At 48.1% G+C, this 26,690-nt stretch carries 20 protein-coding genes; 14 read left to right on the top strand and 6 right to left on the bottom strand.

Annotated features, from left to right (window positions below; genetic code table 11):
• The first annotated feature begins 107 nt into the window (after window positions 1-107).
• The 3 genes from BBR47_RS29205 to cysI all read left to right on the top strand — a co-directional run bounded on the left by BBR47_RS29205 (window position 108) and on the right by cysI (window position 6,997).
• The gene (locus BBR47_RS29205; protein WP_015894012.1) at window positions 108-3,260 is read left to right on the top strand and encodes a hybrid sensor histidine kinase/response regulator; all 3,153 of its coding nucleotides are present in this window, start codon (window positions 108-110) and stop codon (window positions 3,258-3,260) included.
• Window positions 3,261-3,414: 154 nt separating this feature from the next.
• The gene (locus tag BBR47_RS29200; protein ID WP_015894011.1) at window positions 3,415-5,241 is read left to right on the top strand and encodes an assimilatory sulfite reductase (NADPH) flavoprotein subunit; all 1,827 of its coding nucleotides are present in this window, start codon (window positions 3,415-3,417) and stop codon (window positions 5,239-5,241) included.
• Between the two features lie 34 nt (window positions 5,242-5,275).
• Window positions 5,276-6,997, top strand: coding sequence for an assimilatory sulfite reductase (NADPH) hemoprotein subunit (gene cysI, locus BBR47_RS29195; RefSeq protein WP_015894010.1), 1,722 nt, complete (start codon window positions 5,276-5,278; stop codon window positions 6,995-6,997).
• Between the two features lie 71 nt (window positions 6,998-7,068).
• Here cysI and BBR47_RS29190 read toward each other — a convergent pair whose 3' ends face one another.
• Window positions 7,069-8,448, bottom strand: coding sequence for an SMI1/KNR4 family protein (locus BBR47_RS29190; RefSeq protein ID WP_015894009.1), 1,380 nt, complete (start codon window positions 8,446-8,448; stop codon window positions 7,069-7,071).
• Between the two features lie 132 nt (window positions 8,449-8,580).
• Here BBR47_RS29190 and BBR47_RS29185 point away from each other — a divergent pair, with 132 nt between their 5' ends.
• Window positions 8,581-9,027 carry a DMP19 family protein gene (locus BBR47_RS29185; RefSeq protein ID WP_041749734.1) on the top strand — a complete coding sequence of 149 codons (447 nt, stop codon included), beginning with the start codon at window positions 8,581-8,583 and terminating at the stop codon, window positions 9,025-9,027.
• A 43-nt stretch (window positions 9,028-9,070) separates the two neighbouring features.
• Here the strand turns inward: BBR47_RS29185 and BBR47_RS29180 are convergent, their stop codons facing one another.
• Complete coding sequence (locus tag BBR47_RS29180; RefSeq protein WP_015894007.1) at window positions 9,071-9,619, bottom strand: hypothetical protein; 549 nt, start codon at window positions 9,617-9,619, stop codon at window positions 9,071-9,073.
• A gap of 349 nt (window positions 9,620-9,968) precedes the next feature.
• On the opposite strand from BBR47_RS29180, the gene BBR47_RS29175 reads away from it, so the two are divergent.
• The 8 genes from BBR47_RS29175 to ptsP all read left to right on the top strand — a co-directional run bounded on the left by BBR47_RS29175 (window position 9,969) and on the right by ptsP (window position 17,982).
• Window positions 9,969-11,468, top strand: coding sequence for a malate:quinone oxidoreductase (locus tag BBR47_RS29175; protein ID WP_015894006.1), 1,500 nt, complete (start codon window positions 9,969-9,971; stop codon window positions 11,466-11,468).
• A gap of 114 nt (window positions 11,469-11,582) precedes the next feature.
• Window positions 11,583-11,834: a hypothetical protein gene (locus tag BBR47_RS29170; RefSeq protein WP_155801112.1), complete on the top strand. Its 252-nt coding sequence runs from the start codon at window positions 11,583-11,585 to the stop codon at window positions 11,832-11,834.
• A 20-nt stretch (window positions 11,835-11,854) separates the two neighbouring features.
• Window positions 11,855-12,097: an ABC transporter substrate-binding protein gene (locus BBR47_RS29165; RefSeq protein WP_162023136.1), complete on the top strand. Its 243-nt coding sequence runs from the start codon at window positions 11,855-11,857 to the stop codon at window positions 12,095-12,097.
• Window positions 12,098-12,297: 200 nt separating this feature from the next.
• A complete protein-coding gene (locus BBR47_RS29160; RefSeq protein WP_015894003.1) occupies window positions 12,298-13,053 on the top strand; it encodes a DeoR/GlpR family DNA-binding transcription regulator in 756 nt (251 codons plus the stop codon).
• Window positions 13,050-13,961 (top strand): 1-phosphofructokinase, encoded by a 912-nt coding sequence (gene pfkB, locus BBR47_RS29155; RefSeq protein WP_015894002.1) that lies wholly within the window; start codon window positions 13,050-13,052, stop codon window positions 13,959-13,961. The genes BBR47_RS29160 and pfkB overlap by 4 nt, the downstream gene beginning before the upstream one ends.
• Window positions 13,962-13,977: 16 nt before the next feature.
• Window positions 13,978-15,918, top strand: coding sequence for a PTS fructose transporter subunit IIABC (locus tag BBR47_RS29150; protein ID WP_015894001.1), 1,941 nt, complete (start codon window positions 13,978-13,980; stop codon window positions 15,916-15,918).
• A 16-nt stretch (window positions 15,919-15,934) separates the two neighbouring features.
• Window positions 15,935-16,195 carry an HPr family phosphocarrier protein gene (locus BBR47_RS29145; protein ID WP_015894000.1) on the top strand — a complete coding sequence of 87 codons (261 nt, stop codon included), beginning with the start codon at window positions 15,935-15,937 and terminating at the stop codon, window positions 16,193-16,195.
• A 59-nt stretch (window positions 16,196-16,254) separates the two neighbouring features.
• Window positions 16,255-17,982, top strand: a complete 1,728-nt coding sequence (ptsP, locus tag BBR47_RS29140; RefSeq protein ID WP_015893999.1) for a phosphoenolpyruvate--protein phosphotransferase — start codon at window positions 16,255-16,257, stop codon at window positions 17,980-17,982.
• Between the two features lie 88 nt (window positions 17,983-18,070).
• Here ptsP and BBR47_RS29135 read toward each other — a convergent pair whose 3' ends face one another.
• Window positions 18,071-21,184, bottom strand: a complete 3,114-nt coding sequence (locus BBR47_RS29135; protein ID WP_015893998.1) for a S8 family serine peptidase — start codon at window positions 21,182-21,184, stop codon at window positions 18,071-18,073.
• A 231-nt stretch (window positions 21,185-21,415) separates the two neighbouring features.
• Here BBR47_RS29135 and BBR47_RS29130 point away from each other — a divergent pair, with 231 nt between their 5' ends.
• Window positions 21,416-22,504, top strand: a complete 1,089-nt coding sequence (locus tag BBR47_RS29130; RefSeq protein ID WP_015893997.1) for an ankyrin repeat domain-containing protein — start codon at window positions 21,416-21,418, stop codon at window positions 22,502-22,504.
• Window positions 22,505-22,887: 383 nt separating this feature from the next.
• Window positions 22,888-24,363, top strand: a complete 1,476-nt coding sequence (locus BBR47_RS29125) for an RtcB family protein (RefSeq protein WP_015893996.1) — start codon at window positions 22,888-22,890, stop codon at window positions 24,361-24,363.
• 61 nt (window positions 24,364-24,424) lie between these two features.
• On the opposite strand, the gene BBR47_RS29120 is transcribed toward BBR47_RS29125, so the two are convergent.
• From BBR47_RS29120 to BBR47_RS29110, 3 genes are read right to left on the bottom strand one after another with little or no spacing between them, the layout of a single operon-like run.
• Window positions 24,425-24,817 carry a VOC family protein gene (locus BBR47_RS29120; protein ID WP_015893995.1) on the bottom strand — a complete coding sequence of 131 codons (393 nt, stop codon included), beginning with the start codon at window positions 24,815-24,817 and terminating at the stop codon, window positions 24,425-24,427.
• Between the two features lie 54 nt (window positions 24,818-24,871).
• Entirely contained in the window at window positions 24,872-25,732 is an 861-nt protein-coding gene (locus BBR47_RS29115) for an AraC family transcriptional regulator (RefSeq protein ID WP_015893994.1), read from the bottom strand.
• On the bottom strand, window positions 25,729-26,616 hold the full coding sequence (locus BBR47_RS29110; RefSeq protein ID WP_015893993.1) for a TIGR01777 family oxidoreductase: 888 nt from the start codon (window positions 26,614-26,616) through the stop codon (window positions 25,729-25,731). Before BBR47_RS29110 ends, BBR47_RS29115 begins: the two co-directional genes overlap by 4 nt.
• Between the last annotated feature and the right edge of the window lie 74 nt (window positions 26,617-26,690).

Genomic DNA, 26,690 nt, shown 5'->3' with positions numbered 1-26,690 from the left:
AGCTTTTTCTATGGCAACTGTATTTCTCTGTCATAATCTATATGCTAAATTATGGAAAGATTCTATTTGAATGTCAGAGAAGAAACTGACTAGGAGAGGAATACTTCTTGGTAAATCATTCACCCAAATACCAAATAAAAAAGAGCCATATCCTACTATTACTCGGGTTATTACTTATCATCTTATCCGGTGCGCGGATTTTGTGGATGGAATCGTTTCGTGATCAACAAGCGGACATTAAGAATGGGCAATTCGATTTGCGTGATTGGAATGCAGAAGGTGGCGACACTCTCTTGCTAGATGGAGAGTGGGAGTTTTATCCCTCTCAATGGCTGATGGATGGCAGACGGCAACAAGGTGTAAACGAGAAGGGGCCATCGCTTATTCAGGTTCCGGGAAGATGGAATGAAGCTTTGCATACAGACAAGTCAACTCCCTATGGATTTGCTTCTTATCGCTTGCGTCTGTATGTGGATCCAGAAAAGGACCTGAATTATAGCATTCGTGTACCCAGCGTGCGCACGGCATCGGAATTATATGTAAACGGTCGTTTGCTTGCGAAATCCGGGCAGGTGGGCGAGTCGGAGGATGAATATATTGCGAAGAATCTGCCTTATTCTTCAACCTTTACGGCAGATGAAAACGGCGTAATCGACATCGTCATTCAGGCGGCAAATTATGTGGATGGTCGAAGCAGCGGCATTGTTCGATCCATTAAATTTGGTTCAGAAGAAGCCATTGCAAAGGAAATAAAAGTCTCCGTTTCTACGCAGCTTCTGGCAGCCATGATATTTCTCATACATTCTGCTTATGCGTTTATTTTATTTTTACTGGGAGATAAGAAAAAGAATCTGCTGTATTTTTCTTTGCTGACATTTTGTATAGCGCTAACTAGCGTGTTAAGCAATGATGAGAAGCTGTTCCACCAATTATTTTACATCGGCATTGAGTGGGATTTTCGATTAACGAATTTCGCCCTCGTCATTGGGGCCTATGCTTTGTTGGAGTGTATGAATCATCGCGAACTTCCTTATTGGAGCAGGGTGTATCCTGTATACAGGGTGATGAATTTTGGGATTGCTGGCATTACGTTGTTTTTAGACCCTGATCAGGTGACGATGTTATTTCCAGTTTATTTTCTGGTGGCCGGTATTGCTGCAGTGATCACGTTGATAACCATCCTTAGGAAATTGATCAAAGACATCAAGGGCAATCTTTTACTGCTTTTTTCATTTCTTGCGTTGCTTCACCATTTTATTTGGTCGTTAATCTGGCGGGAAAGCGGTATGAGTCTTGTCTACTATCCATTTGATCTGATTATTTCGATGGGGTGCTTAGCCACTGTATGGTTTAAGGGTTATTTCATCATGCATGCCAACACAAAAGAAATTGCTGCAACCTTGCAAAGAATGAATGACCATAAGGATCAATTTCTGGCCAACACTTCACATGAATTTAAAAATCCACTCCATAGCATTCTGAATATGTCACAATCCGTTTTAAATCGGGAGCGACATTTGTTGCAGGAAAGGAGTATCAAGGAGCTTGAAACGGTTTTATCTGTAGGAAGACGGCTGACCTTGATATTAAATGATTTAATTGATGTGATGAGTTTACAGGAAGGCAACCCGCGCTTACAGAAAAAAGCCATATGGATTCAGCCCATCGTGACTGGGGTACTTGATATGCTGCAATTTAACGCAGATGTGAAGTCTGTAAAAATCGTAAATGAAATCCCTGAAGATTTTCCACCCGTACACGCGGATGAGAACCGGGTGATTCAAATCGTTTTCAATTTACTTCACAATGCTGTGAAATATACGAATGAAGGGATCGTTTCCATTCAAGCGTTTGCCAAGGACGGAAGAGCTTTTATTGAGATTCATGATACAGGAATCGGAATGGACGAGGACATGAAAAAGCGCCTGTTCCACCCGTATGAACAAGCCAGCACGAGCGAGACCATGATTGAAGGTGGCTTTGGGTTGGGTCTTAGTATAAGCAAGCAGCTGGTTGAGCTCCATGGAGGTACGTTTGATGTGTCCTCCGTTTTAGGGGAAGGCTCGACATTTACCTTTTCGTTACAATGGGCACATATGGAAGCGGAGGAAGGGGTAGCTGTTTCTCGGTCATTCGAACCGTCAGTCGTACAACCTATGCCGATTCAGGATAAAGCGGAGAGCTCTTGGGCTACGAAACCAACAACTTTATTGGAAGTAAATCGCGATCGTCCGCGCCTGTTAATTGTGGATGATGACCCTGTTAACCTTCAGGTGCTGGAAGCCATACTGCCTCCAGACGAATATGAGGTAACAATGGTGACCAGTGGGAAGGAAGCATTAGCCATATTGGGTACAGGGGAATGGGATCTGGTCATCTCCGATATTATGATGCCGCAGATGTCCGGTTATGAGCTGACAAGAATGATCCGCGAGCGGTTTACACTCACAGAGCTCCCTGTTTTGCTCCTTACCGCAAGAAGCCAACCAAAAGATATTCAAAGTGGTTTTTTAGCGGGAGCAAACGATTACGTGACCAAACCAATAGAGGGAATGGAAATAAAATCGCGGATCGAGGCGCTCACTACGATTAAACAATCTGTCCGGGAACAACTGCGATTAGAAGCTGCATGGCTACAAGCGCAAATCCAGCCTCATTTTTTATTTAATGCGTTGAGCGCGGTAACAGCTTTAAGTGACATTAATTTGGATAAGATGCGCGATTTGCTTTACGAGTTTAGCAATTTTTTGAGGAATAAATTCAAATTTGAAGATATGGACGGGCTTGTTCCGATCGAAACGGAGCTAAGTCTGGTGCGCTCTTACTTGTATATTGAAAAGGTTCGGTTTGAAGAAAGACTGCAAGTTGTTTGGGAGATAGATGACTGTGAGGACGTAAAAATCCCCTTTCTTACGATCCAGCCTCTCGTTGAAAATGCGATCAAACATGGTGTGATGAACCGCATTCGTGGGGGGGAAATTACGATTCGGATTTCTGTTCAGGAAACGCATGTGGAAATAACCGTTGAAGACGATGGGATTGGAATGGACGAAGATCAAATACAACGACTGTTAGAAAGAAAAGCAGATAGCAGGTCAGGAGTCGGATTGATCAATACCGATCAGCGTTTAAAACGGCATTTCGGAACAGGGCTTCATATCGAAAGTACGCAAGGTACAGGGACAAAGGTAACTTTTCATGTACGCAACAAGTTGAATAGTAAGAATTTGAGTGAAAAATACCCCGATTCCTTATCGTAGGATCGGGGTTCTTTGTTGTTTTCCAACGATTAGGAAAACTTATGATGACAATAACGAATTCCAATTGCTCGGGTTCTACTCACTGTGGTAGCTTAAAGTAAATAATCATATAAGATTACTCGGAATTAACTTTTCTCGTGTGAGGTGCATATCGTTGGTACTTAAGGTGACAGACAGTCCTTTTAGTCAGGAACAAGTAGAGCTCCTAAATCAGTTGCTGCCCACGCTTTCAGAAGTGCAAAAGGTTTGGCTGAGCGGATATCTTGCAGCTTTTCACAAAGTGGAAGCACCGATGGCCGCTGGGTTTCAAGCCACTTCAGCTACGAATGGGCCAGTCATTTCCAAAGAGGTGACAGTGCTTTTCGGATCTCAGTCCGGGAACAGCCAAAAGCTTGCCAAGGTGCTGACCGGAAAGCTTCAGGAGCACGGCTTCCACGCAACACTTTCCTCTATGAGCGACTTCAAGACGAATGCGTTGAAAAAGGTTGAAAACCTGCTTGTTGTGGTAAGCACACACGGAGATGGTGAACCACCGGACAACGCCATTTCCTTCCATGAATTCTTACACAGCAAAAGAGCACCGCAATTGGAGGGCCTGCGTTTTTCTGTGCTGGCATTGGGCGATACCTCTTATGAATGGTTCTGCCAAACTGGCAAGGAGTTCGACAAGCGGTTGGAAGAGTTAGGCGGCAAGCGTCTTACTCCCCGGGTTGATTGCGATGTGGATTACGACGAGCACGCCTCCGAATGGATGAATCAGGTCCTGGCTTCTCTCAGTGAAACTTCGGCAACCCAGGCTGCTGCGGCAAGCGCAATCGTGGGCGGCGCAGTGATCGGGTCAGCGTCACAGACCGAATATTCACGGTCGAATCCCTTTCAGGCTGTGGTCTTGGAGAACTTGAATCTGAACGGACGGGGATCAGATAAGGAAACTCGCCACCTGGAAATCTCCCTTGAGGGTTCCAGTCTCGAGTATGAACCGGGTGACTGTTTGGGGATCTATCCTAAAAATCATCCTGACCTTGTCCGTGAGCTGATAGACGCGATGGGCTGGAAGCCGGAAGAACTTGTTCCCATTCATAAAAGCGGGGAAGAGCGCACGTTGGAAGAGGCCTTATCCAGTCATTTTGAAATCACGGTTCTCACCAAGCCTCTCTTGGAACAAGCCGTAAAGCTATCATCAGGAAACGGGTTGCGGGAACTGCTTGCGGAAGGACAGGAGCAAAAGCTTCGCGAGTATGTTCGAAATCGGGATTTGCTAGACCTGGTGGAGGACTACGATTTGAAGGGCGTGTCTTCCAAAGAATTTGTTTCCATCCTTAGAAAGCTGCCGCCTCGTCTCTATTCGATCTCAAGCAGTTTGAAGTCCTACCCAGACGAAGTTCATCTTACAATTCGCAATGTTCACTATCAGGCTCATGGTCGAGATCGGTACGGCGTTTGTTCGAGCTATATCGCGGATCGTTTGGAGGCGGGGGATACGCTGCCAGTATTTGTGCAGCATAACCCCAACTTTAAGCTTCCAGCCAACCCGGACACCCCGTTGATCATGATTGGTCCCGGAACGGGTGTCGCTCCATTCCGTGCGTTTTTGGGGGAACGGGAGGAGCTTGGGGCGACGGGCAAGACATGGCTTTTCTTTGGCGACCAGCATTTCTCCACAGATTTTCTCTATCAGCTCGAATGGCAGCGTTGGCTCAAACAGGGCGTACTGACGCATATGGATGTCGCGTTCTCTCGAGATACGAGCGAAAAAGTGTATGTTCAGCACCGGATGCTTGAGAAGAGTAAGGAGCTTTATCAATGGCTACAGGATGGGGCGCACGTATACGTATGCGGAGATGAGAAAAGGATGGCGCATGACGTTCACGCAGCTCTGGTCACCATTCTCCAACAAGAGGGTGGACTTGATTCAGAGGAGGTCGTTGCGTACTTGAAACGGTTGCAGCAGGAAAAACGCTATCAGCGAGATGTCTACTGATTTTCGAGAAAGAATGAGAGGGGAGATAGGAACCATGTCAGAAAATCATTTGCTTTCGTCAAACAGTGCTCCTCACAGCGACGTAGAGGACATTAAACGCAAAAGCGATTACTTGCGGGGAAGTCTGGCGGAAACGCTGGAAGACAGGATTTCGGGCTCTATCCCTGAGGATGATAACCGCCTGATGAAATTTCATGGCAGCTACATGCAGGATGATCGGGATCTTCGCAATGAACGGAGTAAACAGAAGCTGGAGCCGGCCTATCAATTCATGGTCCGCGTGCGTGCCGCTGGTGGCGTTGTCACACCAGAACAATGGCTGATGATGGACGATATCGCCCAGCAGTTTGCGAATGGAACGATTCGCCTGACGACTCGTCAGTCTTTTCAACTGCATGGCGTGATTAAGTGGAATATGAAGCAGGTGATTCAAGAAGTAAACGAAGCCTTGCTAAGTACACTAGCTGCTTGTGGGGATGTCAACCGCAACGTTATGTGCAACCCGAACCCGTACGAGTCGGAAGTTCATCAAGAGGTGTACGAATGGGCCAAAAAAATAAGCAATCATCTGGACCCCCGGACTCGCGCCTATCATGAAATCTGGCTGGATGAAGAAAAAGTCGTCGACAGTCGGGATGAAGTAGAGCAAGAACCGATCTATGGGCCTGTCTATTTGCCGCGCAAGTTTAAAATCGGCATCGCCGTACCTCCTGCCAACGATGTTGACGTTTTTTCGCAGGATTTGGGCTTTATCGCCATTCATGAGGAAGGTCGACTGCTGGGCTTCAACGTAGCGGTCGGGGGCGGAATGGGAATGACCCACGGTGATCCGAAGACGTATCCGCAGGTGGCGCGGGTGATCGGCTTCGTTACACCGGAACAAGTACTGGAAGTCGCCGAGAAAACGGTCATGATCCAGAGAGATTATGGAGATCGTGCGGTGCGGAAGCATGCTCGCTTCAAATATACGATCGACGACCGCGGAATCGAATGGTTTATCCATGAACTGGAACAGCGACTGGGCTGGGAATTGGAGCAGGTACGACCTTATCACTTCGAGCATAATGGCGATCGCTACGGTTGGGTAAAAGGGAGCGACGATAACTGGCATTTTACCCTTTTCATTCAGAATGGCCGTGTAAAAGACGAGGACAACTACCTCCTGAAGTCCGGCTTGCGAGAGATTGCCAAGGTGCATACAGGGGACTTCCGCCTGACGCCGAATCAAAATCTCCTCATCGGGAATGTCACCAGTGAAAAGAAGCCGGAAATTGAACAGATCATTCAAGCATACGGGCTCACCGATGGAGCTACCTATTCTGCACTCCGGAGAAACTCCATGGCTTGTGTTTCGTTGCCGACTTGCGGACTCGCGATGGCTGAGGCAGAACGTTATTTGCCTACACTGCTGGATGAGATCGAGTTGATCTTGGATGAGGCGGGTTTGCGCGATGAGGAGATCGTCATTCGTATGACAGGGTGCCCAAATGGATGCGCAAGACCTGCACTTGCAGAAATCTCTTTTATTGGGAAGGCTGTCGGTAAATACAACATGTATTTGGGCGGCGGTTTCTCTGGCAATCGATTGAACAAGCTGTATCGTGAAAACATCGGAGAAGCAGAAATATTGAATGAACTGCGGCCAATTTTAAATCGGTATGCGAAGGAACGCGAAGAAGGCGAACACTTCGGAGATTTCGTCATTCGGGCAGGGTATGTGAAAGAAGTCAGATCGGGACTCGATTTTCATGAGTAGTACGGCCTAGCAGTCAATTGAATAAAAGAAGAGCCCGCGACGACGTGGGCTCTTTGTTGCTTGCATGCTTTTTAGGCTTCTCGAAGCTGCTGAATCACTTCTGATGCGAACTGATCTGTAAACCGGATGTGTCCATTTTCCTGTACGATCCGACCTTCCTCCTTGCGACGATCCAGCCACTCGCTGATCCATCCTGGAGCATATCCGCCTTGCCCGAATTCTCCGCCAAAGGCGATCATTTTCTCATAGACAGCCAGGTACTGTTCGCGAGTGGTATCGGGATATGACTTCGTGTAAAGCCAAAACTGCACATCGTACATCAGATACGAGAGTTCATCCGCATGAAAAGAGAAAAAGCCTTTTTCCTCTACAATTCGTGTACAAATGCTGCGTATTTTCTGATCGATTTGTTCCACTTCCGATACGGGCGTGCACAGCTCCTCCAGCAAGGAAGAAAACTTTCCGTGGGCTACTTTGTAAAGAGCCACTTCCTTGTCCTCCTCGGAGGTATCGTATTCTTCTTCGCTCACCAAGCCTCTGATAAACGCCTCGAAATTTTCAGCCAGGAAAGTAATTTCATAATCGCTTTCCTGATCGACGTGAATGACTTCGGGTTCACCATCTCTCCCGCATGCCCGATAATCTAGCATCACTACGTCATGACCTGCTGAAGGACAGTCGCAGATGACGACTCCAATGTCGGGATAGCCCCAGTCTTCAATCATAAACTGGCTGCCGAGATCTCCGCAGAGCGAATAGCTTTTCTCGCGGCCAATGCCTAAAATACCCGTAATGGCAATGTGATTCTCAGCCCAGGAGGTAGGGTCCTCTGTTGGGAAGCACGTGTTCTTCGGAATGCCGCCATTCTGCTGCTTCATGAGTGCAAGATAGGAGGCAGGGAGCTTGTATCCCAGCTCTTCCTCGATCGATGCGATCAGTTCATCCGTGGGTGGCGCGGATTGATATGCCTTTTTCGCGTACTCGCTGTCGTCCCAAAAGTCTTCAAACGACATGTTCGAAAAAGGAACTTCCTCCGATGCTGAACCCTCAACAGCCGCTGCCCTTTTGGCTGCCATCCGAAGCTCCTGTCTTTGCTGCTTTTCCGCTTTTTGCAAGCTCCACTTTAACCATGATTCAGTATTCTGATTGCCGGTTTCTAACTTGTCTGAGGTGCGGAATGCCTCAGTCGCCTCTTCATATCTTTTCAAATGATAGAGGGCAAAACCTACTCGAAAGTGCCAGATTGGATCTTGTTGACCTGCTTCAGCAATTTTCTTCAATTGGTTGAGCGCCTCATCGTAAAGTCCCAGGTTGTTATAAGCTCTGCCCAGTCGGCTGACCGCCTCATACTCTCGTTCCTCCTCGGGAACGGTTAACAGCAAGTCCACAATTCGCTGCTGTTCGTCTTCTTCATGCCAGCGATTCAATTGTTCGATAAGTACCTGATCCATTGCAAACCTCCTAAACGATTCTTTTTCTTAGATGCCAGCCACGCGAAGCTACCACCATCTACCAAACGACTATGTATTCATATAAGATTAATTTATTTCGTGTTGTTTGTGCATAGCTGATCTAGAAGGGGATTGAGTAAGATGGATATCCATGATGTATGGTTCGATTTTGCCGCAGCCTTTGTACAGAAAAAGAATGCTTCGGGCTGGAACACACTGACCTCACAGGAACAAGAAATTGCCGCATTATGGTTGTTGGAAGCTGATGTATATAACGGCGGGTTTTTGCAGTTTTTTTGCAACTGGGGAGAAGAGGCATATATCTACGCGGTACGGGCCTTACAAGCCATCGGGGCAGTCCATGCACTCGAAATCGTCCAGTCCGGATATGCCTGCATCGAGCATTTGTCAGAGGACAACCGCCTCACCCAACTTTGGGATATTCCACAGTTTCTTACTGAGGAAGAGGCAGAACGGCTGGATAAGCTTGATCAGAGCTTCTGGGAAGACCAGGATCGCATTGCAGAAGTTGCCCATCGATATTACGTACAGCAGTTGGGAATACCCGCCCCGTCATAAGGAGACGTGGGTGGGTACGGACTATCATAGGAGACACCGATGCCTATTCGACAGCACGTTCCCCTTCTGACTGGAGCATAAGCAGCAGCTCTTGAATAGCGGGAGCGAGCTTCTCATTCTCTTCCATAATCGCAGTGAAAACGGGAATGGCGTCTTTTAGCAGCAAATAACTGTAAGAAAAATAGCTGAAAAATGCTTCCTGCTCATAACCCCGCGGCTCCTCTTCTTCCCACCATAATTCATCGTCTTCCTCGTCCTCTGGCCACAAGTACTTTTCGTCCAGTAGCTCGTTCATGGTCTCAACCGCATTTTGTGAATCCATTTCGTCCACGTTTATAGCAGAAGCTACAGCCGTGTACAACTGAATTTCCTGCAAAGAGACTTGCTCTGGTTTTTGTTTGGAAAGCTTCTGCAGGAGTATCAGCAGCACCCAAGGCGTCGTCTGCCACAAGGTGCTTTGGTGCTCGATTAGATTGGCCAATTCCTCATATTGCCCGGTCTGTATAAGCTGCGGAATGTCCGTCCCTCTGCCATAGGCTGTCGTCAAACGTTGCCACGGAATGTTGTTTGTCAGGTGGGTCAAAGAGTTCATCTCCATCTCTCCTTAGATATGAGATATTTCCAGTATATACCATGGTCATAGCGGAATTTATATGCTAATCTCCTCACTGGTAATAACAAACCAAATCCTTCATCCCTGCAAGAAATTGAGATAAGACAATGGTTTTTATGGGTTCCTCAGGTACCGTTTGCGGAATCCTCCCTGTTTTACCAACATTAAATAGTTATTAATCCTCTAATTATAATAGATAATTGAATCAATAAATAATTTCTATGATATAGTTATAGTTGTGAAAGGTAAGATGTTTTCGTAGCGTCTTGCAACGGGGCAAGGAGCTACTACTTCTTTTTTACAAAAACAGTAGATAAGGAAGGGTAATATGAGCTCCATACAGCAAAAAACAGACGTTATTTTGATTGGTGCAGGTGTCATGAGCGCAACTCTGGGAGCATTACTAAAAGAATTGGCACCGGAGTTGGAAATCAAAGTTTTTGAGAAACTCGCAAAAGCAGGCGAGGAAAGCTCGAACGAATGGAATAATGCGGGTACTGGCCACGCGGCACTCTGTGAGCTGAACTATACATCCGAGAAAGCTGACGGGTCTATAGATATTAGCAAAGCGATTAAAATCAATGAACATTTTCAGCTGTCCAGACAATTCTGGGCTTACCTTGTAAAAAACAATCTCATCCAAAATCCGCAAGACTTTATTATGCCAATACCTCATATGAGTATGGTGCAAGGTGAAAAGAATGTAAGCTTTTTGAAAAAGCGTTTTGAAGCGCTGGCAAACAATCCTCTCTTTCAAGGGATGGAGTACTCCGATGACCCTGAAAAACTGAAGGAATGGATTCCGCTCATCATGGAAGGCCGCGCAACGAATGAACCAATAGCTGCAACCAAAATAGACTCTGGTACGGATGTCAATTTTGGTGCTTTGACACGTATGTTGTTTGATTATCTGAAGACGAAAGACGTCGCGATTAACTACAAACATGCTGTTGAGGATATCAAACGTACGAGCGACGGCATGTGGAAATTAAAAGTGTACAATATGGGCACCGGCAACATCGAAGAGCATATTGCCAAATTCGTCTTTATCGGCGGTGGCGGCGGTAGCTTGCATCTGCTCCAAAAAACTGGTATTCCAGAGTCCAAACATATCGGCGGTTTCCCGGTAAGTGGATTGTTCATGGTTTGTAAAAATCAGGAAGTGGTAGAGCAGCACCATGCAAAAGTGTACGGTAAAGCAAAGGTCGGCGCTCCTCCAATGTCGGTACCGCATCTGGATACCAGATACATCGACAACAAAAAATCCTTGCTGTTTGGACCTTTTGCGGGATTCTCGCCAAAGTTCTTAAAAACAGGTTCCAATTTGGATTTGATCACTTCTGTAAAACCGAACAACGTCATCACGATGTTGGCGGCAGGCGTAAAAGAAATGGCATTGACCAAATACCTGATCGAGCAAGTTATGCTATCGCATGAAAAACGCATGGAAGAACTACGGGAGTTCATTCCGAATGCGAAAAGCGAGGATTGGGGTATCGTGGTAGCGGGCCAACGCGTGCAGGTTATCAAGGATACACCAGCAGGAAAAGGTACCCTTCAATTTGGTACAGAAGTAGTTAGTGCCGCTGATGGCTCCGTAGCTGCATTGCTCGGCGCATCTCCAGGTGCTTCTACAGCTGTTCAGGTTATGCTTGAGGTATTAGAAAAATGCTTCCCACAACGTATGGCAGAGTGGGAACCGAAAATCAAAGAAATGATTCCTTCTTATGGCGTGTCACTCATGCAAAACCAAGAGCTTCTCCACGAGATTCAACGTTCGACTGACGAGGCGCTGGGTCTAAGCGAGAAGGAACTGGCTTATAGTTAATTAGTTAATGGCAATCTTACAGTGAACCTTCGATCCGTTTTTGGATTGGAGGTTCTTTTTTTCATTCTGGTAAGCTGCTTGTTCCTCATCGGCTGCGGTGCTAGCCAGGAACAAATGTCTACTGCACGTAACAATCAATCATCCGCACAGCGGGTCATTGAACACTATTCCGGAAAAACCACCATAAAAGGGGAGCCGAAGAAAATTGCAGTGCTTGATTATCGGCCGGCTGACTCTCTTTACGCTCTTGGCATCAAGCCCTATGCCATGGCAAAAGAATATCGGGTTCACGGACCGAATCAACTGTTTGCCGCGACGATTGCCCGCGATTTGGGATTGAAGCCGCTCCCTCAATGGAAGCTATGAAAAAGTTTGAAGTTATTTCTATGGAAAAATTGCCGGAGCTGAATCCAGATCATATTTTCATTCAGGTTGGAAATCCAGCCAAGGGTCCAGACGAAGAATCCGATAAGAGATTCCAAGAGTTAACTAACAGCACTTTATGGCAGCAGTTAAAAGCAGTCAAAAACAATCATGTATATGTCGTTCCTCACTGGATCATCAGTGATTTCCCCCACATCAAGGAGAAATCGATAGCGCTTGTCCTTGAAAAAATGAAAGCAGAGTAAGTCGCGGTCGCGTTCATTCGGCAAGCTAAGTTTAGGATAGATTCATATGGAAGCCACTCCGATGATTTGAGGTAGCTTTGTCTGTTATCCGAAGGAGTGAACGATCACTGACTGATTATGACTATTAATGATTGTTTTTGATTGAATTTGAATGTATAATCAAAATCAATCCTGGTGCAACTAGGAGAAGGGAGGATACGATGCTAACCCCTGAACGTCATCAACTGATAGTAGCTTTAGTGGAAGAAAAAGATATTGTGCGCATTCATGAGCTTGTGGAAGCGACTGGGGCATCGGAATCGACGATCCGGCGAGATTTAAGCGAATTGGAAGAACAGCGCTTGCTTAAACGCGTGCACGGAGGGGCGTCTGTGCTACAGAGCAAAATCGAAGAGCCGACGATTCTGGAAAAATCGGTCAAACATGAGCGGGAGAAACTGGCGATCGCCAAATATGCCGCCAGTTTGATAAAACCACACGACTCTATTTTCATCGATGCGGGAACTACGACGTATCAGATGCTGCCCTATTTACCTTACGAAAATATCATGGTCGTTACCAACGGGGTGGACATTGCCCTTCAGCTTATCAAGCGAAATATCAGGACGATCCTGCTGGGCGGAGAATTGAAAGCGGCTACACTGTCGATGGTGGGGCGTGATGCGATCACTGCGCTCAGTCAATACCGATTCGACAAATGCTTTCTCGGGACCAACGGCATTGACCAGCATCACGGTCTGACCACACCTGACCCGGATGAGGCATACGTCAAGCAGCTGGCCTTGCAGTTTTCTGACGAGCGATTTGTCTTGACCGACTCTGACAAGTTTTCCAGGGTCACCTTTGCCAAAGTGGGAGACCTGCAAGGCATCACGGTAATCACGGATGACGGATTGAGCGAAGAGGAACAACAAGTTTACGGCAGATTATCAACTCTTAAAGTGGTGAAAGCATGATTTACACAGTAACCCTGAACCCATCGATTGACTACCACTTGTGGATTACTGCTCTGTCGCAAGGAACTATTCATCAGGCCCAAAAAGAGTGGAAGGTCGCTGGCGGAAAAGGCATAAATGTATCAAAGGTTCTCCGCGTACTCGGGGAAAACAGCACGGCGCTGGGGTTTGTCGGTGGGTTTACGGGAGCGTTTATTCAACAGCAGATCGAGCAAGCCGACATCTCTCATGACTTGATTCAAATCGGACAGGATTCCAGAATCAATTTAAAAATAAAGGCGCAGACCGAAACGGATATCAGCGGTGTCTCACCGGACATCCCGGAAGAAGCGCTCCAAAGGCTGATGCAACAGATCGACAGCTTGCAGAGCGGCGATTATCTGGTACTCGCGGGAAGCGTGCCGAAAAGCTTGCCGTCTGATATGTACCAGACGATCATGAAGCGGCTGCGTGGCAAGGGCGTACGTATCTTCCTCGATGCAAAGGGGAAAGCGCTTGAAACCGGTTTGTCGGAAGAGCCGTTTCTCATCAAGCCCAATCATCATGAGTTGGGGGAACTGTTTGGGGTGACGATTGCCACACCAGCAGAGGCGATCGACATGGCGCGTAAGTCGTTGCAAATGGGCGCACAGAACGTCATCGTTTCGATGGCTGGTCAGGGTGCTGTATTTGTCAATCGGCAAGCGGCCTATGTCGCCCAGATTCCGCAGCGCAAACCAGTCAATTCGATCGGTGCCGGAGACTCGATGGTTGCCGGATTCCTTTATGGCTATAGGCAGGGAATGGATACGGAAGCGTCGTTTCGTTTTGCCGTCGCCGCGGGGAGCACGACTGCCCTGTCGGAAGACTTCTGTACACATGAAAAGATAAAAGCATTTCTTCCGGAAATCACAATAACCGCCATTTGATAAAGGGGGTTCAACGATGAATAACGAGATTCGCATTGTCGATTTGCTAAAAGCTGAAACGATTCTTTTCCCTCTGTCTGCTTCCTCCAAGGAAGCGGTCTTAGATGAGTTGATTGAAAAATTGGACGAAGCTGGACGGCTCAACAGCAAGGAAGAAATGAAGCAGGCCATTCTCGCCCGCGAGGCACAAGGCTCCACCGGAATTGGAGAAGGAATCGCCATCCCGCATGCCAAGACAGCAGCGGTCAAAACTCCTAGCATTGCGTACGGTTTTTCCAAAGAGGGTGTTGATTTTGACTCGTTGGATAACCAAAAAGCACATCTTTTCTTCATGATTGCGGCTACTGAGAACGCCAACCAGGCCCATCTCGAAACATTGGCATTGCTTTCTCAGATGCTCATGGATGAAGCATTTCGTCAGGAGCTGACGCGCGCAGAAACCAAGGAACAGGTTCTCGAGATTATCACGCGCAAAGAAAAAGAAATCCAGGGCGAAAATGAAAGCGTTGTAGAGAGCAAGGAGCTAGAAGAGCAACAGGAAAGACAAGAGACCTCAAAGAAACAGCCGATAAAAGTAGTTGCGGTAACCGCTTGCCCGACCGGGATCGCCCATACCTACATGGCCGCCGATGCGCTGAAGAAAAAAGCAGCAGAGCTGGGGATTGCCATCAAGGTAGAGACGAACGGTTCCGGGGGTGTGAAAAACAAGCTTTCTTTGCAGGATATTGAGGAAGCGACAGCGGTGATTGTAGCTGCTGACAAGCAAGTGGAGATGGAGCGATTTTCTGGCAAGATCGTCATTGAAGTGCCGGTTGCGGAAGGGATACGCAATACCGAAGAACTGCTTCAGCGCGCAGTAGAGCAAAAGGGAAGCATTTACCGCGGAGGCGGGACCAGCTATCAGGACGATATCCAAGAAGCAAAGGCGGAGAAAAAAGCGAAGCAGCCTGCTTTTTACAAGCACCTGATGAACGGTGTATCCAACATGCTCCCGTTTGTCGTGGGTGGCGGGATTATCATTGCCCTAAGCTTTATGTTTGGGATCAAGGCGTTTGATCCAAACGATCCGTCCTTCCATCCGCTGGCTAAAGTCCTGATGGATATCGGTGGAGGAACTGCGTTCAAGCTGATGATCCCGGTATTGGCTGGGTTTATCGCCAAGAGCATCGCTGACCGCCCGGGTTTTGCTCCCGGTATGGTAGGAGGCTTGTTGGCGGCTACTTCCGGCTCGGGGTTCCTCGGAGGAATCATCGCAGGGTTCCTGGCCGGATATATTGTGGTCGGATTGAAAAAAGTGTTGGCTGGACTACCCCAATCGTTAGAGGGTATCAAGCCGATGCTGTTGTATCCGCTGTTTGGGATTTTGCTTACAGGCTTTGTCATGGTGTACGTAGTATCTGACCCAATCGCTGCCGCCAATACAGCGCTGGGTGACTGGTTGAAAAACATGGGCACTGGTAACGCCGTCATCCTTGGTGTGATTTTGGGTGCAATGATGGCCTTTGACATGGGTGGCCCTGTCAACAAAGCAGCATTTACGTTTGGGATTGCGATGATTGCTGAGGGAAACTATACCCCTCACGCAGCCATTATGGCGGCAGGGATGACTCCACCGCTCGGAATCGCTTTGGCGACTACTTTGTTCAAGAAGAAATTTACCATGGAAGAACGGCAGGCGGGTAAAACCGCTTACGTCCTGGGAGCATCCTTCATTACGGAGGGGGCGATCCCGTTTGCGGCGGCTGATCCGACACGCGTCATTCCTTCGCTCGTAGTTGGCTCTGCCGTAGCTGGCGGGTTATCGATGCTGTTTGGGTGCACATTGCCAGCCCCTCATGGCGGAATATTCGTTTTGCCGGTAATCGGCAACTGGCCGCTTTACCTTGTTTCCATTCTTGCCGGAACAATGGTTACGGCACTCATGCTAAAAGTTCTGAAAAAAGATGCGGTAGAGTAAAAGGAGCTGGAACCAGATGTTGACCAAAACTTTCACCATTCAAAATCCGACTGGACTGCACGCCCGTCCGGCAACGTTATTCGTACAAAAGGCTACCTCGTTTCCTTGTGAGGTAAACGTGATCAAGGGCACGAAAAAGATCAATGGCAAAAGCATCATGGGCTTGATGACACTGGGTGCGAAGTTGGGGGAGCAAATCACCCTTGAAATCACTGGAGAACAGGCAGAGCAAGCAATGGAGGAGCTTGGCAAATTGCTCATGTCCGTTCACGGGTAACATGACAGGAAGCCCCCTCTGGACACCAGGGGGTGCGGCTTCGATAAGGAGCGATTGTAATGCTGCAAAAAGGGATCGCTGCAGCTCCCGGAATCGTGATTGGACGAGCTGTTGTACAAAAGGAAGAGATGGTTCGGTATGAACGACGCATTCTTGACCAAGATGAGGTGGCCGCAGAACTTGCGCGATTTCGGGAAAGTGTGAGAGCGGCAGATCTGGAGCTCGAGCAAGTCAAGAAGAAGGTCCGCCACGAGATGGGCGAAGAAGAAGCGAGAATCTTTGAAGCCCACCAGCTTTTTTTGCAGGACCCGGAGTTTATTGGTGCCATTGAGGAGAAGCTGGAATGCGAAAGAGTGAATGCGGAAGCAGCTCTGGAGGAGGTTCGTGACAGCTTTGTCGCCATTTTTGAGAGCATGGATGACGAGTACATGCGGGAGCGGGCGGCGGATTTGCGCGATGTCAGCCAGCGTCTGATGAAGAATCTGCTCGGCATACACGATCAGTTGCAAGCGGATTTCACTGAGCCGGTGGTGCTGGTTGTACACGATCTGACGCCATCCGATACGGCACAGTTGGACAGGGAAAAGGTAAAAGGATTTGCAACGAATATAGGCGGCCGCACGTCTCACTCCGCCATCATGGCACGCACCATGGAAATCCCGGCGGTGGTAGGCATGTCGGACATTACAGAGCAGCTGCAAACCGGGGATCTGGTCATCGTCGACGGCCTTGAGGGCGAGGTGCACATTCGACCGGACGAAGCTGTCGTCGCAGCCTATGAAGCCAAGCAGCAGGCATATTGGAAACAAAAAGAGGACTGGGCTCGTCTGGTTCATGAAGAAAGTGTTACCGCCGATGGGCACCGCGTGGAATTGGCAGCCAACATCGGGAATCCGCGGGACGCCGTGCAGGCCGTTGAAAATGGCGCCGAGGGGATCGGACTGTTTCGTACCGAATTTCTCTATATGGGGCGGGAGCAGTTCCCTACGGAAGAAGAGCAGTTTGCGGCTTACAAAGCAGTTGCAGAAACCATGGGCAAGGATCGACCAGTTGTCATTCGAACATTGGACATCGGCGGGGACAAGGAGCTTTCCTACCTCGATCTGCCGAAAGAATTGAATCCGTTTCTAGGCTATCGAGCCATCCGGCTTTGCCTGGACCGCGTGGAACTGTTTAAGACGCAGTTACGAGCTTTGCTCCGGGCAAGTATATACGGCAATATCAAAATCATGTATCCAATGATCGCCACTATAGCTGAGCTGCGTCGAGCGAACCAGATCCTGGACGAAGTGAGGGCAGAGCTGCGCAACCAAAGCATTTTGTTTAACGATCATTTGGAAGTAGGAATCATGATCGAGGTGCCAGCTGCCGCGATGATCGCAGACCAGCTCGCCAAGGAAGCCGATTTCTTCAGCATCGGGACCAATGATTTGATTCAGTATGTGATGGCAGCGGACAGAATGAACGAGCAGGTCGCCTACTTGTACGATCCGTACCATCCCGCCATTTTACGGCTGGTGAATCAGGTAATCAAGGCAGCCCATCAGGAAGGCAAATGGGTCGGCATGTGCGGAGAAATGGCCGGGGAGGAATTGGCGATCCCGATTCTGCTGGGGTTGGGACTGGATGAATTCAGCATGAGTGCCACTTCCGTTCTCCGGGCCCGCGATTTGCTGAGAAAGCTGGATTACAAGTCGCTACAGGAAACAGCACAACACGTCCTCACTCTGGAGAGCGGCGAAGAGATCAGAGCCTTTATCAAAGAGGAAATTTTAAACAAGCTGTAATGGCCGGTATAGTTGGCAAAATGATAAGGCTCCGCCATGATGTGTGGCGGAGCCTTTCATTCATCTATCTAAAAACGTTAAACCAACACTACTCTACTACCGCCTCTAATGTCACATCCACCTTCACAGTCCGCGTAACCGACTCATCTTCCTTAGAAGTAATCGTTACATACAGCGTAACGGTCTCTTCACCTTCGGCAGGCAGCTCCTTCAAAATCCCCTCATCGTCGATAAGCGCCTCATCAGAGCTCTTCGTCACCTGATAAGTCACATCATCGCTTTCTTTCGGCAGGGCAAGCACTGGATGATCCAGCTCTGTAATGTTCGCAACCTCAAACTCGAATTGCTCCTCGGCTTCTTCTACAACCTTGGACAAGACCGCGTTTTTATTAGATGCCTTAATCATGAAGGATTTCCAAGCCTCGTATTCTTTTACAATCTGTTCACCCTTCGGCTTGCTTTGGTCAACGACTCGACCGACGAGCTTCAGCTTGTATTTGCCTGGATCGAGCTTCTTCGCTACTTGGCCACCATCGTAGTAGGTACCATCGAGATTAGAGAAGGTGATAGGGCCTGGCGTGATCAACGCGTAATTGTTGAACACGGATGCGAGCGTACCGACGTATTTATCGTCCAAGCTCCATGCCTCAACAGAGATCTGGTTCACGTCTTTGGCTTGCAGCTCGGCTTCGAGTGTGAACGAATCCTCATTGCCATCGCCATCAGGCGTGATTGTCGTATCGGAGAGCTTCAGGTTGTCGAAACCAAAGTTGGTATCCTCACGCTTGTCTCCCACGTGTACAGCAAACGGCAGGCGCAGGTCAGGGTTTCCTTTCGCTGTCAGCAGGACTTCCCCTTCATACACGCCGTCTTTTGCATCGGAGTCAACGGACAGGTTGAGCTCAAATGTGGTCGCATCGCCTTTTTTAGCGGAGATGGAATTGTCGGAGATTTCCACATCGATGTCATCCACATCTGGCGTTTTGGAGCCTGGCTTGTACGGATCTGTCGTGACGGATGGATGCATGATCACTTTTGCATCGTAAGAAACATCCTTTTTGGACAGGTTTTTCAGCTGGAGTGTTTTCGTAACGGTATTGCTACCAGCCTTCAGCAAGCCAAAGGAAACGTTATCCGCATAATACGGAATGGTCTTCGGTTCAAAATCTTCGCCCAAAATGGTGAGCTGCTCTACTGTTGTCAGAACAGCAGGTGTTTTCGACGCGGCATGGCCGTTTACGCGGCCTGCACCTTGGGAGTACACATCGTACAGTGTGCCATCTGGGCTGTACAGTGGTTTTGAGGTATTCGCGAGCGCTGCCTTGATATCGGCAGGTGTCCAGTCCGGATGTGCCTGTTTCATCAGCAGGGCAAGACCGGAAACGTGCGGAGCCGCCATGCTTGTACCGTTTAGACGAGCGTATGCCTTGTCGTACTTGGCGTCAGGGATCAGCTTGCTCCAAGATGGATAGCTGGAAAGAACGGCTACACCTGGCGCAGCCAGATTCGGCTTGATGCTGTAATCGTCGCCCATGATTGGACCGCGTGAGCTAAAGCCGGCGATGCGGTCGCCCGGGTCATTTGTGCTTGGGTATTTTTCTGAGAACGTGAACGTCAGTGTTTTCGCTTTTTCAGGGTTAGCCAGTAGCTCTTTTGCCAGTGTACGGCCTTCCAGACCCTTCATGTCAAAGGTAGGGATTGCTTCGATCTGGTCACCCAGGATCGTGCTGACGTAGCCCTCGCGATCACGGATATCCAGGTCAGCTACGCCATCCCCGTCGATGTCGTTACCGTTAAAGACCACGATAGCGACAGCACCAGCTTTTCGGGCGTTTTCGATTTTTTCCGTGAAGCCGAGAGAACCGCGGGAAACGAGAGCGACTTTGCCTTTTACATTTGCCTTTTCAAAATCGCTGCGAGAGCCAAGGTTGGCATAGACGACTGGCAGCGGTTTGGTTCCAATGATGGAGGCGAAGTTATCCTTTCTGACCTGCCATGCCATCACAGGAAATTCGTAATTAGCTCCGAAGGAAGAGGTTGCTGAGCCGTCATATTGCACGGTAGGGGAGTCTACCGCTGCAACTGTTATCGGCAGCCTCGCACCAGAAGGGGAGCCAGCCGTGTAGAAATGTCTGCCGCGCTCATCGTCGGCCGAATTCCCACCCGATACAACCGTAATCACACCAGACAGCACCGCGTTATTCACAGCGATGGCATCTGGAGAGTCAGAGTCCTTTTCCAAAGCGGAGCCAAGCGACAGGTTAATGACATCCATGCCGTCTTTCACCGCTTTTTCGATACCGTCGATGACCTGAGCGGAGCTACCGCCGCCTCGGCCCAATACGCGGTAGACGTAGAGGTCTGCACCGTAGGCAACCCCTTTTACCTGTACATCTGAGGTTTTGTTTTTGGCGCGTCCTACGATCGTGCCGGATACGTGAGTTCCATGGCTGGAGCCTTCATATCCTTTTCCATCGCGGTCCTCTTCCACAGGGATTGGCGCTTGTTCATAAGGATCTTTGTCATTGTCGAAGGAGTCATATCCGCCTTTATAAGCATCCTTGAGATCAGGGTGCTTGTAATCGACACCCGTATCGATGACGCCGACCTTCAATCCTTTCCCTGTCAAACCTTCCTTCCACATATCGAGCACGCCAATTTGTTGGAGAGGGGCCTGATCCCATTTGGTGGACGATGCTTTCTCGCTGACGGCATCAATTTCGGGAAGCTCATAATACGTATTTTGATAAATGCGTTTCACCTGTGGCAGTGCAGCCAGCTCTTCCAGCTCGTCGGCTGACACCGTTACTTCCATTCCGTTGAATACATGCTCAAACTTGCGCTTTACCTTCAATTTGACCTTGTTGTCTTTTGCTTCATCGAGGAAGGAGGCTTGTTCATCCTCTACTTTCGCTCGCAACGATATAACGGAAGATTCTGAACCTTCACTATGTTTAGCTGTGATCGAAGGTTCACTTTGCAGCTCAATAATGACACTGACGTTTTTGCTAGAACTGGTGTTCAGCAGGGGGGAGATTTTCGAGATTTCGGAGCCAATCTCTACTTCCGCATTGGTATACTCGTTTACTTTTTCCCAATCCTGTTCACTAAACTCCGCCGCTGCCAGTGCATTGTAAGGAAGGCCACTCAGCATGAGTGCTGCTGCAAGCGTAAGAGAAGCGAGAGTACGCATCTTCTTCATCAGTCCACTCTCCTTAAAAAATATGTATAAGACGATTTGCATAAGTATTTCTCTTCTCGTAAGACTATTCCTTTTATTGAGAAAAAGCTTTTTATCGGGTAAATTCGTCAAAAATCGACAAAACAAACTGTATTTTCAATCTAATCAAGGAGAATATAGTAGAAATTTGTTGTTTTTTGCCAATTTATTTTCTATATTTTTCATAAGACATAGGTCAGGAGAGGATAATCGATGATCAAGTTGAAAGATATCGGGAGTTTCGAAGAGCTGCCAGAAATCGCGATGCATATTTATCAAGGAAATGTCCCGGCTTTGCAAGATGCGATTGCGGCAGGCTGGGATATAGAAAAGGGCATCGTGCTAAGCGAATATACGACGATAAGTCCGTTAGATCTGGCACTTGTATCGGAGAAACTAGAAGTTGTTAAGCTGCTGGTAGAGCATGGCGTTAATCTGAATGTCAAAAATAAACCGGCTTTTTTGAAGGCCGTACGTTATGGCAAGGAAGAGCTCGTTCGTTATGTTGCAGCGCAAGGAGCCAAGCTAGACATGGTCAATCAGGTCCGCTCCGGCGCATATTCGGAGGCTTACTACGGCAACAAAAAGAACATCCCGCTCATTCAAGAGCTGGGACTGGATATAAGACTGCATGGCGGCGATGTATTGCGTGAAGCCGTGTCGGATCATGACCTTACGACCACGGCCTACTTGCTCGATCATGGGGTGGACATCAATTACAACAAACCGAATATGGTGTATCCGTATCAAGCGACCCCATTAACAGTGGCTACGCGCTTGGGGAATGTCGCCATGGTTAAGTATTTGGTTGAACGCGGTGCGGACGTTATGGTTGCGGAAAAGGGTGGCGAGCGGCCTTATACCATCGCGGTCAGCAATAAAAATACGGAGTTGGCTACGTATTTGAAATCGATGGAACCTGCCGAGCTGCATGATGTGGAGAACAAAAAGTACGAGCTGCAAAAATATAAACTGACCGAAGAACTGATGGGCTTACTTACCAGAGAAGAGCTGCGTCTTGAGCTGGCGGACAATGAGTATGACATCGCGTATATCGACTTTTTCACATTGACCGATACGATTGAGATGAAAATCGGTCGGCAAAAGCTGCTGCGTTTGTCTGCCGAAATCGACAACTACTCCCATCTGCATCTTGTGTGGAATCCGAAGAAAAAAGGGAGCATCGGCTGCTATGATGAGGAGCATAAGGAGTATGCGGACTTGTGCAGTTTTACGGAATTTCTTGCGCAGCCGGAGGTGTACCTGATCAAGTTTATGGAAGGCGAATTAGATTCGATGTAAAAGGAAAAGATCACAAGGGCCCTCGATAATTCGGGGGCTTGACAGTAAAATTTATCCAATGGTAAGATCGTGAGCAAGAAACGAAAGGAGGAGGATTAAACATGTTCGCATACGTAATCAAGCCTGAAACAAACAATGTAGCGATAAAATCCAACTCCATAGGTATGCCTTTTACGCAATTGCGCTGTTGAAGGGTGAGCCAACTCCGTTTCCCATAGACTGCGGATAACGCCCCTACGATAACTGAATAGCCCCAAGCGTAAAGGCTGCGATACCATGCTGCATTTTTTCATCCAGACGGAAGGAATGAGCATAAAAGCGGCTTTTTCTATTGAAAAACAAAGAACATACGTTCCTATAAAACAAATAAAGGTGGTCTTCTTTTGAGCAACACGCCGATCAAATATTTCATCAATCCGGAAGTAAAAGTGGAAAACAATGCGGTAGAGGAGCTTCATCGACTTTTAGAGGTGAATGAAACAATTGCAACGCTGCAAAAGCATTCACCCGATTATTTTGACGATCCCAATACCGGGGTTTTGGAAGTAGCCATTACGCCCGATTTTCACAAGGGAAGCGGCATCCCTGTAGGCACGACGCTGTTTACACGTGGGTTTGTACTGCCGCAAGCGATTGGCAACGACATTAACTGCGGGATGCGTCTGTATGTCACGGATTTGTCCGAGGAGCAGATTCGCACAAATCTGGATGCGATTGAACGGAATGTGCGCCATGTTTTTTTCGAAGGGGGCCGCAATATTCCCATGACGCGGCAGATGCGCGAAAAAATGTTCAAGGAAGGCCTGATCGGCATACTGGACAGTCACAAGGAAGCGAATGGCGAGGGAATTTGGCGTTATTACAACGAGAAGCAGCAGGAGCTCGATTTGAACCATGTCAATAAAATGGGGTCCTTTATCGCGGAATCGACGATTGGACTTGATGACTTTCTCGGTCCTGCCGAGCTTTCCCGGGATGCACAAATCGGATCGCTTGGCGGCGGGAATCATTTTTTTGAAATTCAGGTGGTCAAAAAAGTGCATCAGGGCTCTATCGCCAGTCAATGGGGGCTGAAAGAAGGGCAAGTCGTTCTCATGATTCATACTGGCTCTGTTTCCATTGGTTATCACAGCGGGGCATGGATCAAAGAGATGCTGAAAAAGATGTACCCGACGTCCTTGAAGCATCCAGATAACGGCATGTATCCACTGCCTCTTTCGGAGCGTTCCCTTCCACAGTGGAAAATGTTTTGGAGCCTCCTTCACAATGCGGCGAACTTTGCATTTGCCAATCGATTGATGCTGGGGCTGATGATGTACAAATCGATTTCCGATGTGTTGGGCGATTTTGAACACAGGCTGTTGTACGATGCGCCCCACAATTATTTGTGGGAAGAACAGCTCGAGCAGGTGGGCGGATTTTTGCATCGAAAAGGATCGTGTACGGCGAAATCGGCTGAGCAAATGATGGGCACGCCGTTTCAGTATACGGGCGAACCTGTGTTTATTCCCGGTTCGATGGGCTCGCACAGCTTTATTTTGGCGGGGCTAGGCAATCGGGACAGCTTGTATAGCGCAAGCCATGGCGCAGGTCGTGCGCTTTCTCGGGGCGATGCTGTGAAAGTGGACGATGACCGGTTTCGCGAGTTTCTTGCCAACTTCCGCGTGATCAATCCGATTGACCCGAAGCGGGCGGACTTGCGTGGACGGAGCGATATTTTGAAGAAATGGGAAGAAGAGCTGAAAAAAGAGGCGCCGTATGCCTATAAAGATATTACTCCGGTGATTCAGTCGCATGTGGATCATGGGATGGCTGAGATTGTGGCCGAAGTGGCGCCGATTGCTACAGTGAAAGGGTAGATAGGAACCTCCCCTCCGAGCATTCGGAGGCTTTTCTTCTTGTTAAGAAAAAAGAGACCGTTCAGAATGAAACGGTCTCTCCTTGTACTTCACTCACGAAGGCATGCGTATTCTCTTCTGTGTCTTTGAAGAAGGTCATCCACGTTTCCGTTTGCCCTATTTTGGCTACGAGATGTGGCTCGTCGATAAACGTAACGTCCCTTTTTTTAAAATCTTCAAAAGTGGATTGAATGTCATCCACTTGAAAGTAAAGGACGGAGCTGGCGTGTGTAAATTGCTCTTTTTCCGGTAGGCTCAGCATGAGGCGAAGGCCGTTACATTCAAAGAACGCCATATTGCCTGTCTGAAACAAAAGAGGGAGCCCGAGTTGCTCTTTGTAAAAATGGACGGCCTTTTCTAGGTTTTTGACAGGGATGCCGATTTGCCCTACTTTTTGAATCAGGTTCGTTTGCATGATAAAGTCCCCCTTTTGTTCGCGTTTCCTTATCAGCATAAACGAATCCAATGATTATTTCTTATCCAAAATCACTTTTTTTCTGAATGATAGAGGAGAAATCCCGACATGCTGCTTAAACATTTTGCTAAAGGAAACAGGGTTACTGAATCCAACCTCAAAGGCGATGTCGGTCATACTGAAGTCCAGTTTGGCTAACAGCTGCTTGGCTCGTTGTATCCGGTATTCCGAAATATGCTGGTGGGGCGTTTTTCCATACACTTGGGCGTACGCTCGCAATAAATGGTTGGGGGATAAACAAGCAATCTGTGCGATCTCATCGAGCCTGATTGGTTGATCATAAAAAGCCCGTATATAATCGTGGGCGGTACTGATTCTTCGATATAGCTCCTCGCGCGTTGATTGCCGAAGCGCGTGCAAAGCGTCCATTTCTTTTCTTACATCGAGATGCCCGAGCAATAAGGTCCGCATAATCTGGTGAAATTGTTCTTCATAACCGATGGATTCCGGATCAAGGATGGTGAGACGCTCTTTCAAAGCCGCTAACTGAAATGCCAGTGTATGGCTCGTATGATAGGTTTTTTCAAAGAAACCGATCGAAGCCGTTTCCTTATACGGATCACTGAGAAGGAGGTCGGTTGAATCCACGAACGTGCTTAAAATCTCCTCGCCAAAACCATGCCGGAAGAAAATACAAAGCGATTCCACATCCTCATCTTCGTCAATGGAAATGGTATATTCCCCTTCGTTCAGCAAGAGATACCTACCCTCATCTACAGCAAAAAAGCCTTTACTCGTCTTGTAATGTGCCCTTCCATTACGAAATGTTTTAATGGAAAGCTGCCCGTCCCCTTCCCAGTAAAATTGCTTGCTTTTTGCGTGAAGAACATAATTCCTGGAAGGCTTGTCGGTCATTTCACGATATCCTGCAACGTCTTATCGATATGGGCAAAACGGAACTGATATCCTTCACGCTCAAGTCTTTCTGGAATGACCCAGCGGCTTTTTAACACCAGCTCTGTTTCCGTTCCGATCATCATGGCCCCCATTTCCAGCATCCATTTGGGAGAAGGAAGTCCGAAGCTCCGATTCATCACGCTGCGAAAATGCTGCATGAATTCACGGTTTGTGACGGGATGGGGAGACGAACAATTGAATACGCCACTTAAGTCAGTTCGCTCTTTCAAAAAGAGAATGATCTGGAAGATATCTTCGACATGAATCCAGCTAAAACGCTGGTTCCCAGACCCTTGTACACCCCCGAGTCCAAAGCGAACGAGATTTTTGTATGGATCGATAACCCCACCGTTTTCGCCCAGCACGATCGCCATGCGTAAGGCTACTTGTCTCGTATTCGGCAAATCAAAGGAAAAGAAGGCAGATTCCCACTCCTTGGCGACATCGACGGAAAAGCCTGTTCCAATCTCTCCGCCTTCTTCCGTCATGGGACGATCCTCCGCATGCCTATAGATGGTGGCTGTGCTGGAATTGAGCCAGAGCGAGGGCGGGTTTTTGCAAGCCAAAACAGCATCGCCGAGTATGTGAGTGGTCTCTGTCCGGGATTTCAGGATTTCTTCCTTGTTCTTCTCATGGTAACGACAGTTGACGGATTTGCCCGCCAGGTTGATGAGCAGCTCGGAATCTTCCAAAGCTTCTACGATTTTCGCGTGATTGTGCCATGTGATATGAGGGGAAGTTCTTGCGATGACCCTTACTTCGTAGCCAAGTTGATTGAATTTGTCTGTCAGATACTTGCCGATAAAGCCAGTGCCGCCAGCCAGGATCACTTTCTTTTTCATAAGATCAACTCGCTTCCATCGATGTGCATACTTCTTACAATAATTGTAACATAATGCGAAGTGGCGGCAGCATG

This window comes from Brevibacillus brevis NBRC 100599 (assembly GCF_000010165.1).
GTDB classification, from domain to species: Bacteria; Bacillota; Bacilli; order Brevibacillales; family Brevibacillaceae; genus Brevibacillus; species Brevibacillus brevis_D.
Note: the sequence above shows the minus strand (reverse complement) of the source record. Positions and strands in the feature narration are given on the sequence as shown.